Origin of the sequence: Saccharopolyspora phatthalungensis, from assembly GCF_014203395.1 — a bacterium.
GTDB classification, from domain to species: domain Bacteria; phylum Actinomycetota; class Actinomycetes; order Mycobacteriales; family Pseudonocardiaceae; genus Saccharopolyspora; species Saccharopolyspora phatthalungensis.
Window position 1 is genome coordinate 371,967 of sequence record NZ_JACHIW010000001.1, and the last position, 15,796, is coordinate 387,762.

The following is a 15,796-nucleotide window of genomic DNA, read 5'->3' on the forward strand; positions in this document are numbered from 1 at the left end:
TCGAGCTGGCCCGACGGGCTTAGGGAACGGAAGTCAGAGCGGCAGGAAGTCCGGCTCGTCCGGCGACTGCGGGCAGGCGAAGACGAGACCGGTGTCGATCTCGTAGAACCAAGCGTGCAACCGCAGTTCACCGGCGATGACCCGGTCCCGGATGAACGGGTATTCATGCAGCGTCTGCAGCTGCGACTGGATGTGCCGCTTGCTCTCCGAGCGGACGCTGGGGTCCTCCGGTTCGGCGCCCGCCAAGCCGTCGGTGCCGAGCCAGGTCCGCAGCGCGGGCAACTCCTCCAGGCCGCGCCCGGCCAGGGTCAATGCCGTGACGGCACCGCAGTGCGAGTGCCCGCAGACGATGATCTCCGGCACGCGCAGCTGCAGAACCGCGTATTCGATAGTGGCCATTTCGCTGGACGCCGAGTCCGGCGCGTATTTCGGCACCACATTGCCGGCGGTCCGCAGTTCGAAGAGATTCCCCGGTTCGGCACCGGTGATCTGGGACGGGATCACCCGCGAATCGGAGCAACCGATGAACAGCGCGGACGGTTTCTGACCTGCGGCGAGTTGCCGCCGGCGGTCCGCGGAAAGCATGCTGGGGTGCCGTCGTGCGTGCCGCACGAAATGTTCGAAGCTCATTGTCGCCTCTCCTGATCGTCTGCTCGGAATATGTCGCGAGCGCCGATCAGTGGCGGATGACCTGGAGTGCGGCAGGTGAATGTTTGAGCTTGACGCAGGCGTGGTGCGGTTTGCTCCGGGCATTCGGAAGCACGCGCACCTGGGCTTGATTCTCGATATCGGCGGCGTACTGCAGCCCGGGCGGCAAGAGCGCGCCGCGGTCGTTCTTGCGGTCGTAGAGACGCCGGGGTGGCGCGATGCCAGGCAGCCGTTCGCGCAGCTTCTCGACGTCCCGTTGCTCGTTGGTCTCGGACTTGGATTCAGCAGGTCCGATGCGCAACTGCGAGCTGCCCTCGGCGTTTAGCGGGCCCAGCAACGCGAGCACGACCGCGAAGAGCAGGAATATTCCCGCCCTCGTGATCTGCCATGCCTTGCCACGCACCGAATGCCTCCCGAATAGAGCAGCCGTTCCCCTTCCGGCGACGCCGACGGTAGCGGGGCGTAGTGCTAAACGCTGAACTCAAGGTATCCGATAACGACGGTCCGGGCGCAAGTCACAGTTCCGGCCCGACCGGCGGAGAAACAAATGACGATATGTTAATCCAACCCGGTTCGACCTGCGAATTCACCCGGATGCCGGGTGGACAAGAGGGCCGTCACTGCGGTGCGTAAACGATGTTCACTACGGAAAGTGTTGGCGATGTGACCAGAATTACCGTATTGGGGGAGTTGAACCCTCGGCCATATTCATCCTGGGCAACAAGACCGAAACACCGCATCATAGCCGACCCGGTAGTGGTAACCGTGCGAGGTCGTCCAGCACCCGCGTGCAGTCGGCGAACATGACCGCGGTGGGAGCGACCACGCGGTAGCCCCGGGCGGCCAGAAACGCGTCGAGCTCGGCATGCCGGTCAAGCGGACTTACCTGCACGATCGGCTTGGTGCCCCGCACCGCGTAGAACTCTTCCAGCCGTTCGACCGCCGCAGCTGCGTCCGCGACGACAGCGGGCGGCAAAGCCGAGTTCGAGCGCTTGCGGTTCAGCAGGCCGCAGCACCGATATAGCCAGCCGTCAACGCGCTCGACCGTCGAAGCCGGCCAGGTGGCGACGGCGGCCCGCTCGATCTCCAACCCGACGAAACCCACCACGCACCTCCGGATGGATGCCGCGTGAAACCGAGCCTGGAGCGCGAGCCGGGTGGCTACGCGGTGCGGAAGGCCGGGTACGGCAGCAGATGCAGGGCACCGGCCCCGAAGCGGTCCACCAGCGCATCGATCATCCGGTCGGCGACCTCCGCGATGTCGACCATGTCGGCCTCCTCCGCGTCCGTGCGCAGGCGCCGCCACCGGTCCACCAGCGCCGTGCTGCGGCGCGGCGAAGGCATGTGCAGGTCGATCGGCCGGTCGGTTTCCCCGGTCCGCGGCAGGAACCACCACGTCGACACCCACACCCACAGCAGCTGGGCGTTGAACAGCCGGGGCATCAGCACCTCGTCGTCATCGAGCTCGGGCCAGACCTCGGCGATCTCCGAACGCCACGTCGACAACATGCTCTCGGCAAGGTTGCCCGGCAACGCGTACGAACACCACGACGACGGGAACGGGTACTGCAGGTACGCGGCATCCATCGCGACGTCGCGCACGCAGCCCCACTCGAAGTCCAGGAACCGCACCCCGCTGCTGCCGGTCACGAGGCTGTTGTCCGGGCAGATGTCCGACGGGCTGAACGACCGGTACCGGCTCGACTCCAGCAGCTCGGTGGCGGCGGTCAGCCGCTCGACCATGCGCGGCGGGGTGTCCACCCCGAGGATCTGGGTCAGCAGCTCCGGTAGCTCGGCCACCGACCGCACGATGTCGTCGGCGACCGGATCGGTCCACGACTTCGCACCCAGGCGGCGCATCAACGCGTCGAAGTCCGCCTCGCAACCGGCGGTGGTGCTGTGCAGCCGCCCCAGGGCCCGCGCCCACGCCAGCAATGCCCGCTCGGCAACCCGCGGATCATCGGCGAACAACACGTCGGCCAGGGTGGAACCCCGCCCGAGGTCTTCGAGCACCAGCAGACGTTCGGCGGCGTCGTGCGCGATGAGCTCGGGGCCTACCCGGGCCTCGGGTGGCAGCGCGGTGGTGAGCTGGCAGCTCGCCGCCTCATGCGCGAACGGGTCGGAGCGGGCCTCCACCGGACACTCGCCGTAGTGCTTGACCACCACCGTGCGGGGCAGTTCGAACGGCGATTCGGCGATCCGCACCCGCATCACGACCGAGCGGTCGCTGCCGCCGAGGTCCTCCGCATCGGCAAGCCGGACCGGTGCTCCCGTCCGCTTGCTCAGCACGGCTTCCGCGGTCCCGACGGTATCGGTCGCCTCCGTGCTGGCCGGGACGCGAACCTCCGGGGGGCCGGTGGTGATCTCCACGCTCATCGTCTCCAGACATTACCCCCACAACCTGAACCCGGATGGGCATGACCGGTCAAGTGACACACATCCGGTCAAGCCGGTAACCGCTGCGTGTTCGCCCGGCGGACCTCGCTCCCACCATCGATGGTCCTCCGGACACACCCGCCCCGTAGACGCTGACGGAACCAAGCGTCGGCGGGGTTGCACGGCGACGAAGATTTCGAAACCACAGCGGGCACAAGCGGCGCAACACCCCCCGAATCGTCACCCTGTCGGACAACCTCGCCCCGGCCACGGCGCACGTCGAGCGCGGCTGCAAGCACGCGGTGCCCGCCCCGCTCCCGATCAGCCCTGCTTCTCCACCACGCCGGGCGGGAAGACCGAGATGCTCTGGTCGCCGACCTGTGCCGCGGGCTTGGCATCGATCCCGGCTTCCTTGCGCTGCTCGATGGTGATCGGCGAGGGCGCGGCGGTCAGCGGGTCGAAACCGCCACCGCTCTTCGGGAAGGCGATGACGTCGCGCAGCGAGTCGGCACCGGCGAGCAGCATGCAGGTCCGGTCCCAGCCGAAGGCGATGCCGCCGTGCGGCGGCGGACCGTACTTGAACGCCTCCAGCAGGAAGCCGAACTTGTCCTGCGCCTGCTCGCGCGAGATGCCGAGCAACTCGAACACCCGCTCCTGGATGTCGGATCGGTGAATACGAATCGATCCGCCGCCGATCTCGTTGCCGTTGCAGACGATGTCGTAGGCCCAGGCGAGCGCGTGCTCGGGATCCTGATCGAAGGTGTCGATCCAGTCCGCGTTGGGCGAGGTGAACGGGTGGTGCACCGCGGTCCAGCCACTGGCGCCGACCGCGACGTCGTCGGTCTCGTCCACCGGCTCGAACATCGGAGCGTCCACGACCCACACGAACGACCAGGCATCGTGGTCGATCAGGCCGCAGCGTTCACCGATCTCCAGCCGCGCCGCGCCGAGCAGGCCGCGGGCCGCCGACCGCGGGCCCGCGGCGAAGAACACGCAGTCGCCGGGGGCCGCGCCAACGGCCTTGGCGATCCCGTCACGCTCGGCGTCGGAAAGGTTCTTCGCCACCGGGCCGGACAGCGTCCCGTCGGCCCCGACGAGCACATACGCCAGGCCCTTGTGCCCGCGCTGCTTGGCCCACTCCTGCCAGGCGTCGAGCTGCCGCCGCGGCTGGTCGGCGCCGCCGGGCATCACGACCGCCCCGACGTAGGGCGCCTGGAACACCCGGAACGTGGTGTCCTTGAAGTACTCGGTCATGTCGGTGAGCTCAAGCCCGAACCGCAGGTCCGGCTTGTCGGTGCCGTACTTGGCCATCGCCTCGGCGTAGGTCATTCGGGGGATCGGGCGCGGGATCTCGTGATCGGACAGCTTGCTCCACAGCGCGGCCAGGATCTCCTCGCCGAGTTCGATCACGTCGTCCTGGTCGACGAAGCTCATCTCGATGTCGAGCTGGGTGAACTCCGGCTGCCGGTCGGCGCGGAAGTCCTCGTCGCGGTAGCAGCGCGCGATCTGGAAGTAGCGCTCCAGGCCGCCGACCATCAGCAGTTGCTTGAACAGCTGCGGCGACTGCGGCAGCGCATACCAGTTGCCGGGCTGCAACCGGGCCGGGATCAGGAAGTCCCGGGCGCCCTCCGGCGTCGAGCGGGTCATGGTCGGCGTCTCGACCTCGACGAAGTCGCGGCCGTGCAGCACGTCCCGGGCGATGCGGTTGACCTCGCTGCGCATCCGCATGATCCGGGCCGGCTCGCTGCGCCGCAGGTCCAGGTAGCGGTGCCGGAGCCGGACCTCCTCGCCGACCTCCAAGTGGTCGTCCAGCGGGAACGGCAGCGGCGCGGCCTCGGAAAGCACCTCAAGCTCGACCGCGGTCACCTCGATCTCGCCGGTGGCTATCTCCGGGTTCTCGTTGCCCGCCGGGCGGCGGATCACCTCGCCGGTGACCCGGATGCAGAACTCGGCGCGCAGCCGGTGGGCGCGCTCGGCCATCTCGCCTTCGCGGAACACGACCTGGGAGACACCGGAGGCGTCTCGCAGATCGATGAAGATGACCCCGCCGTGATCGCGACGGCGCGCCACCCACCCGGCGAGGGTGACGGTCTGCCCGGCATGACCGGCGCGAAGCGATCCGGCCTCGTGCGTGCGCATCACGGGTACTGAGCTCCTTCTTCCGCTGTTGAGCGCTTGACGGTATGGACGGTGTAACTGGTCGGCGGCCTCGCCGCACCCGATCATCGTCCGGCCTGCTCGGCCACGGGGCGGCTAAGCAGCCAGGACGCAAGGCATCAAGGCTAGCCAACGGACGCCGAAGCGCAGCGCGCAGGTGCCGGGCGTCGGCCCGTCGGCGCGGAGCGTGACCGCGCGCCCGGACGGTCGGCTCCCCTGCCTGCCAGGATGCCGAGCGCACCGACCGAACTGCCGATCGCCCTGCCGACCGGCAGGCGGCCCGAGGTTCGTCCATTCGTCCGAGCGGCACCGAATGGTCGATACCAATTTCGGCGCGGATGGTTCACAATTCACCTCATTCGAAGCATGATCCACGATCACGCAACGGACATTGTTCGTCGGCCAAGCGAAGCGGTGCCGAGTTGATTTCAACCCCTGTACAACCCAACTTACTCCTTTAGTTGGAGATGCCTACCGGAACTCGGTCGTTGCGAAACAGAGATTCACTGATTAGCGTAAGTTCGGAATTCGGCGGACACGAGGAGTAACGATGACCGGTTCGAAAACCGAGGCTCGCCCAGCCGCCCATCCGGCCGTCCGCGGTGCACAGCACGGCGCGAACGCCCTGTCGGCCGAACTCGCCGAACTGCTCCGAACCGGTCCGTTCGAAGCCGCCCTGCGCACCGCGATCCGGGCGAGCCGGCTGAGCCTGGAACGCATCCAGCACCGGCTGCGCGCCCGCGGCACGCCGGTCAGCATCACCGCGCTGAGCTACTGGCAATCCGGCCGACGACGCCCGGAGCGCCCCGATTCACTGCTCGCCCTGCAACAGTTGGAGCAGGTGCTGAGCGTGCCGGAGGGCGCGTTATCCGCGCTGTTGGGGCCACCCCGACCACGCGGCCGCACCCGGCAGGTGCCCGCCGACGCACCGCCGCTGAGCGCGCTCTGGTCGGAGAACGAGTCCGCCGCCGAACTGCTCACCAAGATCGACACCAGCCACGACAGCAAGCTCGCCCGGCTGAGCCACCACGACGTGGTGCACGTCGACCAGCACGGCGAGCTGCGCAAGATCCGCACCCGCAAGCTGGTCCGGGCCGAGCTTAACGGCGTCGATCGCTGGGTGATCATGTTCGACGGCGCCTCCTCCGGCGAAACACCTTCGATCATCCGCCCCATCCGGTCCTGCCGACTCGGTCAGGTGCTCACCGACCACGCCCGCGACCTGGTGGTGGCGGAGCTGCTGTTCGACCGGGCGCTGACACGTGGCGAGACGCTGCTGCTGGAGTACGAGATCATCGACCCGCCGACCGGCCCGAACGAGGCCGAGCACAGCTTCTGCCGGCTGTTCCGGTTGCCCGTGCGGCAGTACGTCGTCGAGTTGCAATTCGACCCCGCGCACATGCCGACCCGGTGCGAGAGCTACGTCGGCGACTCCACCACGCAGGAGGTGGCGCCCCCGAGACCGCTGACGGTCGACCGCTTCGGCCGCACGCACGCGGTGGCGCTGGACTTCGGCATGGGCGTCTTCGGCGTCCGGTGGCAGCCCGAGGATCAGCTGGGCACGACCACGTCTTCGCGCACGACAACGTGTTGACCCGCCCCGGAACGAACAGGCCGAGCCAGCACGGAAGGTAACCGGAGGCCGACCTCCTTGCCGGCCATTGGTTGAACCGTGAACGACGGCGTCGTTATCGGATTCCCCGAAACCGCCGGTGGAGTTTCAAACCATGCGGGGATCGCTTTCCGCAAACATTGTCTGTTATCCCAATTGAAAACAATGTGCATTTCGCGCGGCATCAGCGCTTGGTCGTGGCCGACCGGACTTACAACAGGCTGAGCTGGCGTACCCCCTCTTCCTCGGCGTCGGACCGGGCCGCACCCGCTCCGACTTCGCGAAACTCCGGCATCCGCGACGACCCGACGCCGTGGCGCCGCTTGGCCTCGGCCACCAGCGCCAGCACCTCCCGCTGGTAGGACTTCGGCAGGTAGGACCCCTCCCGGTACAGCCTGGCGTAACTGGGCACCAACTCCGGGTGCTCCCCCTGCAACCAGGCCCGGAACCATTCGCGTGCCCCTGGTCGCAGATGCAGCAGCAACGGCGTGACATTCGCAGCTCCCGCCTGGGCCAGTTCCCGTACCGTCGCGTCAATCTGCTCCGGTGCATCGCTGAGCCCGGGCAGGATCGGTGCCATCAGCACAGAACAGCCGATCCCCGCGTCGGCGAACCGGCGGACTACGTCCAACCGACGCCGCGGCGAGGGCGCGCCCGGCTCGACCGCCCGCCAGAGCCGCTCGTCGACCGAACCGATGGAGACCGCCACCGACACCGGGGCGACCTCGGCGGCCTGCGCGATCAGATCGAAATCCCGCAGGATCAGCGTTCCCTTGGTGAGGATCGAGAACGGGTTGGCGCGGTCACGCAACGCCGCGAGGATGTCCCGCATCAGGCGGTAGCGCCCCTCGGCGCGCTGGTACGGGTCGGTGTTGGTCCCCATCGCGATCGCCTCGCCGGCCCAGCGCGGGCTGGCCAACTCCTTGCGTAATAAGACCCCGGCGTTGACCTTGACCACGATCTTGCTGTCGAAATCGTGCCCCGCGTCCAGGTCCAAGTACGTGTGAGTGCGCCTCGCAAAGCAATACCTACACGCGTGGGCACAACCCCGGTACGGGTTGATGGTCCACCCGAACGGCACCCGCGCCGCCCCGGGCACTCGGTTGATGATCGACTTCGCATGGATCTCGATCGCGTAGGACTCGGCCGTGCCGGCCTCGATCGGCACCGGCTCGGGCAGGCGCAGCCCCGCGCGCCCGCCGTCACGCCGCGGCGGCTCCGGCATCGCGAGCGGCAGCTCCGGAGCGTCCCCCGCCGGCGGGGTGATTCGTTGCTGTTCCCATCGCACGATTAGATTCGAACACAGTTTCGATGATCATGTCGAGCGGCGCCGCCGGATATCCGCCTATCGGGGAAAACGCGACGACGCTGGGTGCGCGAGCCCGCCCGAGCGCCCCCTCTCTGGGCGACCCCCGCGGGGCAGTCCGCATAATTGCCCGGTGACCGACCGCCGTCCCACCGGAGAGCCCCCCGAGCCCGGAGGCGGCCATCGGGCTCGCCACCGCCGGGCAGCAGACCAGGACCAGGTCACTCCCGACCCGCCGACGCGACGCGGCCCCCGTCCCGGCCGCGACGCCACCAGCACCGACCACGGCCACGGCCACGGGCACGGCCACGGGCCCGCCGAGCCGGTATCCAAGCAGGTCAAACGAGTTCTCGTCATCGCGCTGGTGCCTTTCGCATTGGCCGCCATCGTCGGCGTCCTGCTGCTCTACCCGTTCGGTCACCAGCAGCGCACCGGCACCAATCTCGGCGCTGGCCAGTACCCGGTCAACGCCGAGGTCGTCTCGGCCGTCGCCGGCTCCTGCACCCCGGACTCGCCCAGCCAAGGCGGCTGCGTGCTGGTCGGGGTCCGGATGCAGGACGGCCCGAAGCCCGGCCAGACCATCCAGCAGGCGGTGCCGACCGACCCGGGCTCGCCGCGCTTCGCCGTCGGCGACCAGGTGGTGCTCAGCTACGCCGGGGCCAATCCAGACGACCCGGCGTCCTACCAGGTAGTCGACTTCCAGCGCGGCACACCGCTGCTCGTCCTGGCGCTGATGTTCGCCGCAGCAGTGATCGTGCTCGGCCGCTGGCAGGGCTTCGCCGCGCTGATCGCCCTCGGGCTGAGCTTCGTCGTGCTGATCGGCTTCGTGCTACCGGCCATCCTCGCGGGCGAGAATCCGCTGCTGGTGGCGGTCGTCGGCGCCGGCCTGATCATGTTCGTGGTGCTCTACCTGACGCACGGCTTCTCCGCGCGGACCTCGACCGCGGTGCTCGGCACCCTGTTGAGCCTCGCGCTGATCGGCCTGCTCAGCGCGGTCTTCTCGGCGTCCGCCAGCCTGACCGGGCTGGACGAGGACACCTCCAGCCTGATGGGGCTGCTGGGCGCGCCGATCGACGCGCGCGGCCTGCTGCTGGCCGGAATCGTGATCGGTGCGCTCGGCGTGCTCGACGACGTGACCATGACCCAGACCAGTGCGGTGTGGGAACTGCGCAAGGCCAACCCCACGATGTCCCTGCGGCAGCTCTACACGGCGGGGTTGCGGATCGGCCGCGACCACGTGTCGTCTGCGGTGAACACCCTGGTCCTGGCCTATGCGGGCGCGGCCCTGCCGATGCTGCTGGCCTACACGCTCTCCGGCCGGACGTTCAATCAGATCGTGAGCTCGCAGGCCGTGGCGCAGGAGGTGGTGCGCACGCTGGTCGGCAGCATCGGCCTGGTCGCAGCGGTGCCGATCACCACCGCGATCGCCGCCGCGGTGGCGATCCGCGAGCCCGCGCAGGGCGCAAGCCACCATGGCAGCTCGGTCGCGGACCGCGTGGGCCGGGCGGCGGCCACCGGCGCCGAAACCGCGACGGTGTGGTGGCGTCCACCGCACCGCAAGGCCGACCGCTGATCCGGCGTGCGGGCACTACCCCAAGGCGGCGACGAACTTGGCGACCGCGTCGGGGTTCAACCGCTGCGCCATCCGGCCCGGCGGCGCGACCGATGCGAGCCGGTACAGCGGTCGGTCCGGGGCGGCGTCGCCGCGTGCTTCCGACCGCAGCTGGGCCACGATCAGCTGCGAGAGCACCAGCGCGCGGGTGTCGCCGGAGCCCGCCAGCGTGTCGGCCAACCGGCGCAGCGCGTAAATCCCGAGTTCGCGCCCGCCGGTGCCCGCGTACATGGCCAGCGACACGCTGATCGCCTTGCCCTTGGGCGGGCCACCGACCAGCAGGTTGACCGTCCGCGCGCCGCGCAGGTCGGTGACGAACAAGTCGAGACGATCCGCGGCCTTCACCTCAACCACGCGGGCACCCACCGCACGGGACACCAATTCGCTGCCGCGCAGCTCAATGGTTTTCCGGGACTCCGCGAAGGCCAGCAGCAACAAGGGAATTCCCACGATCGCCGCCACAATGGCGAAGCCGGTGGTGCCGGCGAACAGGCCGACGATGCCGCCGAAGGCCGCCGCGACGATCACCGCCGCGATCGCCACATTGCGGGCCCGGTTGCGGATCGTCTTGCGGTCCAGCAGATCCAGCGGGATCGTCTCGACTTCGGTCATCTCGGTGGCTCCGCCGCCGCAACGGCCGCCCGCACGTCGTCTACCAGCGTTTCCAAGGCCACCGCGCGCTGTTCACCGCTGGCCAGTTCCTTCAGCTGCGCGGTGCCGGCTTCGAGGTCTCGCTCGCCGAGCACCAGCGCGAACCGGGCGCCCGAGCGGTCCGCGGCCTTCATCGCGCCCTTGAGGCCCTTGCCGCCGTAGGCCATGTCGACGCGGACCCCGACGGCCCGCAGCCCGCCCGCAGCCGCCACCAAACGGCGCTTGGCGGTCTCACCCATCGGCACGCAGTAGACGTCGCACCGCGCCTGGTCGCCGATGGCCAGCCCCTCGGCCTGGCACGCCAGCAGGGTGCGGTCGACACCGAGCCCGAAGCCGACACCGGAGAACTCCTGACCGCCGAGCTCGGCCATCAGGCCGTCGTAGCGACCGCCGCCGCCGATTCCGGACTGCGCGCCGAGTCCGTCGTGGACGAACTCGAAGGTGGTCTTGGTGTAGTAGTCCAGGCCGCGCACCAGGCGCGGGTTCTCCACGAACGCCACGCCCAGGTCGACCAGGTGCGTCTTGACCTGCTCGTAGTGCTCCTTGGCCGCCGCGGAGAGGTGGTCGACCATCAGCGGGGCGTCGGCGACCAGTTCCCGCACCTCGGGGCGCTTGTCGTCGAGCACCCGCAGGGGGTTGAGGTCGGCGCGGCGCCGGGTCTCCTCGTCCAGCGGCAGCCCCCGCAGGAACTCCTGCAGTTTCGCCCGGTAGGCGGGGCGGCAGGTGTTGTCGCCGAGCGAGGTGATCTCGATGCGATGCCCGGTGAGGCCCAGCCGGCGGTAGCCTTCGTCGGCGATCGCGATGACCTCGGCGTCCAGGGCCGGATCGTCGATCCCGATCGCCTCCACGCCGACCTGCTGCAGCTGCCGGTACCGCCCGGCCTGCGGGCGCTCGTACCGGAAGAACGCGCCGCTGTAGTACAGCTTCACCGGCAGCTGACCGCGGTCCAGACCGTGCTCGATGACCGAGCGCATCACGCCCGCGGTGCCCTCCGGGCGCAACGTCACGGACCGGCCGCCGCGGTCGGCAAAGGTGTACATCTCCTTGGTGACGACGTCGGTGGACTCCCCGACGCCGCGGGCGAACAGCGTGGTGTCCTCGAACACCGGCAGCTCGATGTAGCCGTAGCCGGCTCGTCGCGCCGCGTCGGCGAGGGTGTCGCGGACCGCCAGGAAGCCCGCCGACTCCGGCGGGTAGTACTCCGGGATGCCCTTGGGTGCGGTGAACGTGCTCATGGGTGGTGGTTCAGTCCTCGTCAGGAAATGGCGTCGGAAGCCGGCAGGCCCTGCAGGAACGGGTTGCCCGCGCGTTCGCGCCCGATGGTGGTGGTCGGTCCGTGGCCCGGTAGCACGACGGTCTCGTCGTCCAGCGGCAGCACCTTGGTGCTCAGCGACTCAAGCATCCGGCCGTGGTCGCCGCCGGGCAGATCGGTGCGCCCGATGGCGCCGGCGAAGAGGGTGTCGCCGGACAGCAACAGCCGTCCACCCTCGTCGGTCCCGACGCCGAACAGCACCGATCCGCCGGTATGGCCCGGGGTGTGCGTGACGTCGAAGCTCAGCCCGGCCAGTTCCAGCTCGTCCCCGCCGGCGAGATCGTGGACATCGGTGGGCGCGTCCATCACCGGTCCGTCGCCGAACAGCTGCCGGCCGGCCGGGCCGAGCGCGGCTCCAGGGTCGTCGAGCATGAACCTGTCGGCCGGGTGGATATAGGCGGGCACGCCGTGCGCGGCGCACACCTGACCGGCGGAGAAGACGTGGTCGAAGTGCCCGTGGGTGAGCAGCACCGCGGCGGGCACGAGCCGGTGCTTGCGCAACTGTTCGTCCAGTGGCTGCACGGCGTCCTGGCCGGGATCCACGACGACGCAGGGTTCGCCTTCCCCGCGCGCGAGCACGTAGCAGTTCGCCTGCAGCGGTCCTACCGGGAACCCGAGGACAAGCACGAAGTGCGACCTTTCGTTGGGGCGGCACCCGAGGATGACGGGTCAGGACCCTAGATTATCGTCCCGCCCACGTGCGCCTTCGCGCGCCGCACGCACGATGCGCAGGCTCTCAGAAACCGTCCGCGACCGACCCCATAAACTCCCCGCGACGACATCAGGTTGCCGAATCGGGGAGGGAGCAGGTGCCCAGCAACGAGCAGCGGCGCCAGGCGGCCAAGCGGAAGCTCGAACGCCAACTGCAGCGCCGTGCCGAGCAGGCCAAACGACGCCGGGTGATTACCGCCAGCGCGACGATCGTCGTGGTGATCGCGGTCGTTGGCGGCGTCTTCTACTTCACCCGCAACGGCAGCGACAGCGCGCGGCAGCAAGCCCCGCAGGCGCAGGCCGGCACCGGCGGGCCGTGCGCTTACGCCAAGACCGGCGAACCAGCCGCGAAACCCGTCGACGTGCCCCCAGATCCCACACCCACCCCGGCCAACGGCACCGAGAACCTCACGTTCCGGACGAGTCAGGGCGCGATTCCCGTGACGCTGGACCACGCGAAGGCCCCGTGCACTGTGCAGAGCTTCGACCACCTCGTGCGGGCGGGGTACTTCGACAGCACCGATTGCCACCGGCTGACCACCGGTGAGGGCCTGAAGGTGTTGCAATGCGGCGACCCCAGCGGAACCGGCTCTGGCGGCCCCGGATATTCGATCAAGGACGAACCGCCTGCGGGCCTGGCACCCGCGCCCAGCCCGTACGACCAGGGTGGCTCGGTGGTCTACCCGCGGGGCACGCTGGCAATGGCCAAGTCCAGCCAGCCCAACAGCGGGGGCAGCCAGTTCTTCATGGTTTATCAGGACTCCTACCTGCCGCCGAATTACACGGTGTTCGGCACTGTCAGCCCGGAAGGCTTGGCCGTGCTCGACAAGGTCGCCGCTGCTGGGGTGCAGCCCGTCAACGGTCAAGACGACGGAAGCCCCAAATTGCCGGTGAAGATCGAGAGCGCAGCCGCACCGGCTTGAGCCATTCGAAAATTGGGCCCTGCGGTGTCACAGCAGCCGCAGGGCCCATCGATTTCCGAAGAGAGCGACCGCCGGGCAACCCGGCTCAGGCCGCGGACGTCACGCGGTAGACGTCGTAGACGCCTTCGATGTTGCGGACCGCCTTGAGGACATGGCCCAGGTGCTTCGGATCGCCCATCTCGAAGGAGAAGCGACTGACCGCCACTCGATCCTTCGAGGTCGTCACCGAGGCCGAGAGGATGTTGACCCGTTCGTCGGCCAGCACCTTGGTCACGTCGGAGAGCAGCCGATGCCGATCGAGGGCCTCCACCTGGATCGCGACCAGGAACACCGACGACGCCGAAGGTGCCCAGTACACCTCGACCAAGCGCTCCGGCGTGCTGCGCAGGTCGTCGGCGTTGGTGCAGTCGGTGCGGTGCACGCTGACCCAACCGCCGCGGGTCACGAAGCCCAGGATCTCGTCACCGGGTACCGGCGTGCAGCACCGGGCCAGCTTCGCCCACACGTCACCGGCATCCTTCACCACGACACCGGAGTCACCGCTGCTGCGCCGCTTGCCGCGCAGCGTCGTCGACGGCGTCGAGCGTTCCGCGATCTCGTCGGCGGCCTGTTCAGGGCCGCCGATGAAGGCCACCAGCCGCTGCACCAGATGCTGCGCCGACAGCTGCTTCTCCCCCACCGCCGCGTAAAGCGCGGTGACGTCGACGTAGTGCAGTTCGCGGGCCACCGCGCCGAGTGTTTCGGCCGACACCAGGCGCTGCACCGGCAGTCCGAGCCGCCGGATCTCCTTGGCGATCAGCTCCTTGCCGGATTCGATCGCTTCCTCGCGGCGCTCCTTGGCGAACCACTGCTTGATCTTCGCCTTGGCCCGCGGTGAGGCCACGAACGACAGCCAGTCCCGGCTCGGGCCGGAGCCCTCCGCCTTGGAGGTGAAGATCTCGACGACCTCGCCGTTCTCCAGCTTGCGTTCCAGCGCGACCAGGCGGCCGTTGACGCGGGCGCCGATGCAGCGGTGGCCCACCTCGGTGTGCACCGCGTAGGCGAAGTCCACCGGGGTCGAACCGGACGGCAGCGTGATCACATCGCCCTTCGGCGTGAAGACGAAGATTTCCCTCGTCGCCAGGTCGTAGCGCAGCGACTCCAGGAACTCGCCCGGGTCGGCGGCCTCCCGCTGCCAGTCCAGCAGTTGCCGCATCCACGCCATCTCGTCGACCTCGACGGCCGACTGCCCGCCGCTGCCGTTGCGGCCCTTGGTCTCCTTGTACCGCCAGTGCGCGGCGATGCCGTACTCGGCGGTGCGGTGCATCTCGTGGGTGCGAATCTGCACCTCCAGCGGCTTGCCCTCCGGGCCGATCACCGTGGTGTGCAGCGACTGGTACACGCCGAAGCGGGGCTGGGCGATGTAGTCCTTGAAGCGGCCGGGCATCGGCTGCCACAGCGCGTGCACCACACCCATCGCGGCGTAGCAGTCACGGACCTCGTCGACCAGGATCCGCACGCCCACCAGGTCGTGGATGTCGTCGAAATCGCGGCCCCGCACGATCATCTTCTGATGGATCGAGTGGTAGTGCTTGGGGCGGCCCTCCACCTTCGCTGCCAGCCGGGCGGTGTCGAGCTGTCGCGACAGCTCGTCGATGACCGTGCGCAGGTAGGTGTCGCGCGACGGCGCGCGGTTAGCGACCAAGCGCACGATCTCGTCGTATTTCTTGGGCTGCAGGATGGCGAACGCCAGATCCTCCAGTTCCCATTTGATCGTGGCCATGCCCAGTCGGTGCGCCAGCGGGGCCAGCACTTCGAGGGTCTCGCGCGCCTTGCGGGCCTGCTTCTCCGGCGGCAGGAAACGCATGGTGCGCATGTTGTGCAGCCGGTCGGCGAGCTTGATCACCAGCACCCTGGGGTCGCGGGCCATCGCGATGATCATCTTGCGGATGGTCTCGGCCTCCGCGGCCGCCCCCAGTTTGACCTTGTCCAGCTTGGTGACGCCGTCGACCAGGTGCGCCACCTCGTCGCCGAACTCGGTGCCGAGCTTGTCCAGGGAGTAGTCGGTGTCCTCGACGGTGTCGTGCAGCAGGCCGGCCACCAGCGTGGTGGTGTCCATACCGAGCTCGGCCAGAATCGTCGCGACCGCCAGCGGGTGCGTGATGTAAGGGTCGCCCGACTTGCGCCGTTGACTGCTGTGCTTCTCCTCGGCGACGTCGTAGGCGCGCTGGAGCAGCGCGAGGTCCGCCTGCGGGTGGAGTTCGCGGTGCACGGTGGCGAGCGGCTCAAGCACCTGCTTGACCGCGGCGGCCCGCTGCGCCGTGATTCTCCTGGCCAGCCGGGCGCGGACGCGACGGGTCGCGGAGGCCGCACGCGGCTCGGCAACCGGATCGGTTGCCGAAGCAGGAGATTCGACGTGTTGGCTCACCGCACGCTCCCGGGCTCAGACGTTGCTTTCGTCCCAGGTCCGGGGACCCGGACACTGAGAATAACGCCATCCGGGCGACGG

The 15,796-nt window shown here is 68.9% G+C and carries 13 protein-coding genes; 3 read left to right on the plus strand and 10 right to left on the minus strand.

Annotation, left to right across the window (positions count from 1 at the left end; all coding sequences use genetic code 11):
• Positions 1-33: 33 nt before the first annotated feature.
• The 5 genes from BJ970_RS01575 to aspS all read right to left on the minus strand — a co-directional run bounded on the left by BJ970_RS01575 (position 34) and on the right by aspS (position 5,166).
• A complete protein-coding gene (locus BJ970_RS01575; protein ID WP_184722680.1) occupies positions 34-630 on the minus strand; it encodes a carbonic anhydrase in 597 nt (198 codons plus the stop codon).
• A 46-nt stretch (positions 631-676) separates the two neighbouring features.
• Positions 677-1,051 carry a hypothetical protein gene (locus BJ970_RS01580; protein ID WP_184722682.1) on the minus strand — a complete coding sequence of 125 codons (375 nt, stop codon included), beginning with the start codon at positions 1,049-1,051 and terminating at the stop codon, positions 677-679.
• A 336-nt stretch (positions 1,052-1,387) separates the two neighbouring features.
• Positions 1,388-1,753 carry a GNAT family N-acetyltransferase, cg3035/Rv0428c family gene (locus BJ970_RS01585; protein ID WP_184722685.1) on the minus strand — a complete coding sequence of 122 codons (366 nt, stop codon included), beginning with the start codon at positions 1,751-1,753 and terminating at the stop codon, positions 1,388-1,390.
• Positions 1,754-1,809: 56 nt separating this feature from the next.
• Positions 1,810-3,018 carry a phosphotransferase family protein gene (locus BJ970_RS01590; protein WP_376775093.1) on the minus strand — a complete coding sequence of 403 codons (1,209 nt, stop codon included), beginning with the start codon at positions 3,016-3,018 and terminating at the stop codon, positions 1,810-1,812.
• A 327-nt stretch (positions 3,019-3,345) separates the two neighbouring features.
• The gene (gene aspS / locus BJ970_RS01595) at positions 3,346-5,166 is read right to left on the minus strand and encodes an aspartate--tRNA ligase (protein ID WP_184722690.1); all 1,821 of its coding nucleotides are present in this window, start codon (positions 5,164-5,166) and stop codon (positions 3,346-3,348) included.
• Between the two features lie 565 nt (positions 5,167-5,731).
• Between aspS and BJ970_RS01600 the strand changes: the two genes are divergently transcribed.
• Entirely contained in the window at positions 5,732-6,775 is a 1,044-nt protein-coding gene (locus BJ970_RS01600) for a hypothetical protein (protein ID WP_184722692.1), read from the plus strand.
• Between the two features lie 229 nt (positions 6,776-7,004).
• On the opposite strand, the gene BJ970_RS01605 is transcribed toward BJ970_RS01600, so the two are convergent.
• Entirely contained in the window at positions 7,005-8,081 is a 1,077-nt protein-coding gene (locus tag BJ970_RS01605; protein WP_312864059.1) for an Rv2578c family radical SAM protein, read from the minus strand.
• A gap of 151 nt (positions 8,082-8,232) precedes the next feature.
• Here BJ970_RS01605 and BJ970_RS01610 point away from each other — a divergent pair, with 151 nt between their 5' ends.
• Positions 8,233-9,672, plus strand: a complete 1,440-nt coding sequence (locus BJ970_RS01610) for a YibE/F family protein (protein WP_184722694.1) — start codon at positions 8,233-8,235, stop codon at positions 9,670-9,672.
• Positions 9,673-9,687: 15 nt separating this feature from the next.
• Here BJ970_RS01610 and BJ970_RS01615 read toward each other — a convergent pair whose 3' ends face one another.
• The 3 genes from BJ970_RS01615 to BJ970_RS01625 are packed head-to-tail and all read right to left on the minus strand — an operon-like array spanning position 9,688 to position 12,301.
• Positions 9,688-10,323 (minus strand): hypothetical protein, encoded by a 636-nt coding sequence (locus BJ970_RS01615; protein WP_184722696.1) that lies wholly within the window; start codon positions 10,321-10,323, stop codon positions 9,688-9,690.
• Positions 10,320-11,597 carry a histidine--tRNA ligase gene (hisS, locus tag BJ970_RS01620; protein ID WP_184722698.1) on the minus strand — a complete coding sequence of 426 codons (1,278 nt, stop codon included), beginning with the start codon at positions 11,595-11,597 and terminating at the stop codon, positions 10,320-10,322. Before hisS ends, BJ970_RS01615 begins: the two co-directional genes overlap by 4 nt.
• 20 nt (positions 11,598-11,617) lie before the next feature.
• Complete coding sequence (locus BJ970_RS01625; RefSeq protein WP_184722700.1) at positions 11,618-12,301, minus strand: MBL fold metallo-hydrolase; 684 nt, start codon at positions 12,299-12,301, stop codon at positions 11,618-11,620.
• A gap of 182 nt (positions 12,302-12,483) precedes the next feature.
• On the opposite strand from BJ970_RS01625, the gene BJ970_RS01630 reads away from it, so the two are divergent.
• Positions 12,484-13,308 carry a peptidylprolyl isomerase gene (locus BJ970_RS01630; RefSeq protein WP_184722702.1) on the plus strand — a complete coding sequence of 275 codons (825 nt, stop codon included), beginning with the start codon at positions 12,484-12,486 and terminating at the stop codon, positions 13,306-13,308.
• 85 nt (positions 13,309-13,393) lie between these two features.
• Here the strand turns inward: BJ970_RS01630 and BJ970_RS01635 are convergent, their stop codons facing one another.
• Entirely contained in the window at positions 13,394-15,715 is a 2,322-nt protein-coding gene (locus BJ970_RS01635) for a RelA/SpoT family protein (protein ID WP_184722705.1), read from the minus strand.
• Positions 15,716-15,796: the final 81 nt, after the last annotated feature.

Bases quoted from the DNA above. Each gene is read 5' to 3' on its own strand.
- BJ970_RS01575 (WP_184722680.1), bottom strand. From the start codon at position 630: ATGAGCTTCGAACATTTCGTGCGGCACGCACGACGGCACCCCAGCATG.
- BJ970_RS01600 (WP_184722692.1), top strand. From the start codon at position 5,732: ATGACCGGTTCGAAAACCGAGGCTCGCCCAGCCGCCCATCCGGCCGTC.
- BJ970_RS01615 (WP_184722696.1), bottom strand. From the start codon at position 10,323: ATGACCGAAGTCGAGACGATCCCGCTGGATCTGCTGGACCGCAAGACG.
- hisS (WP_184722698.1), bottom strand. From the start codon at position 11,597: ATGAGCACGTTCACCGCACCCAAGGGCATCCCGGAGTACTACCCGCCG.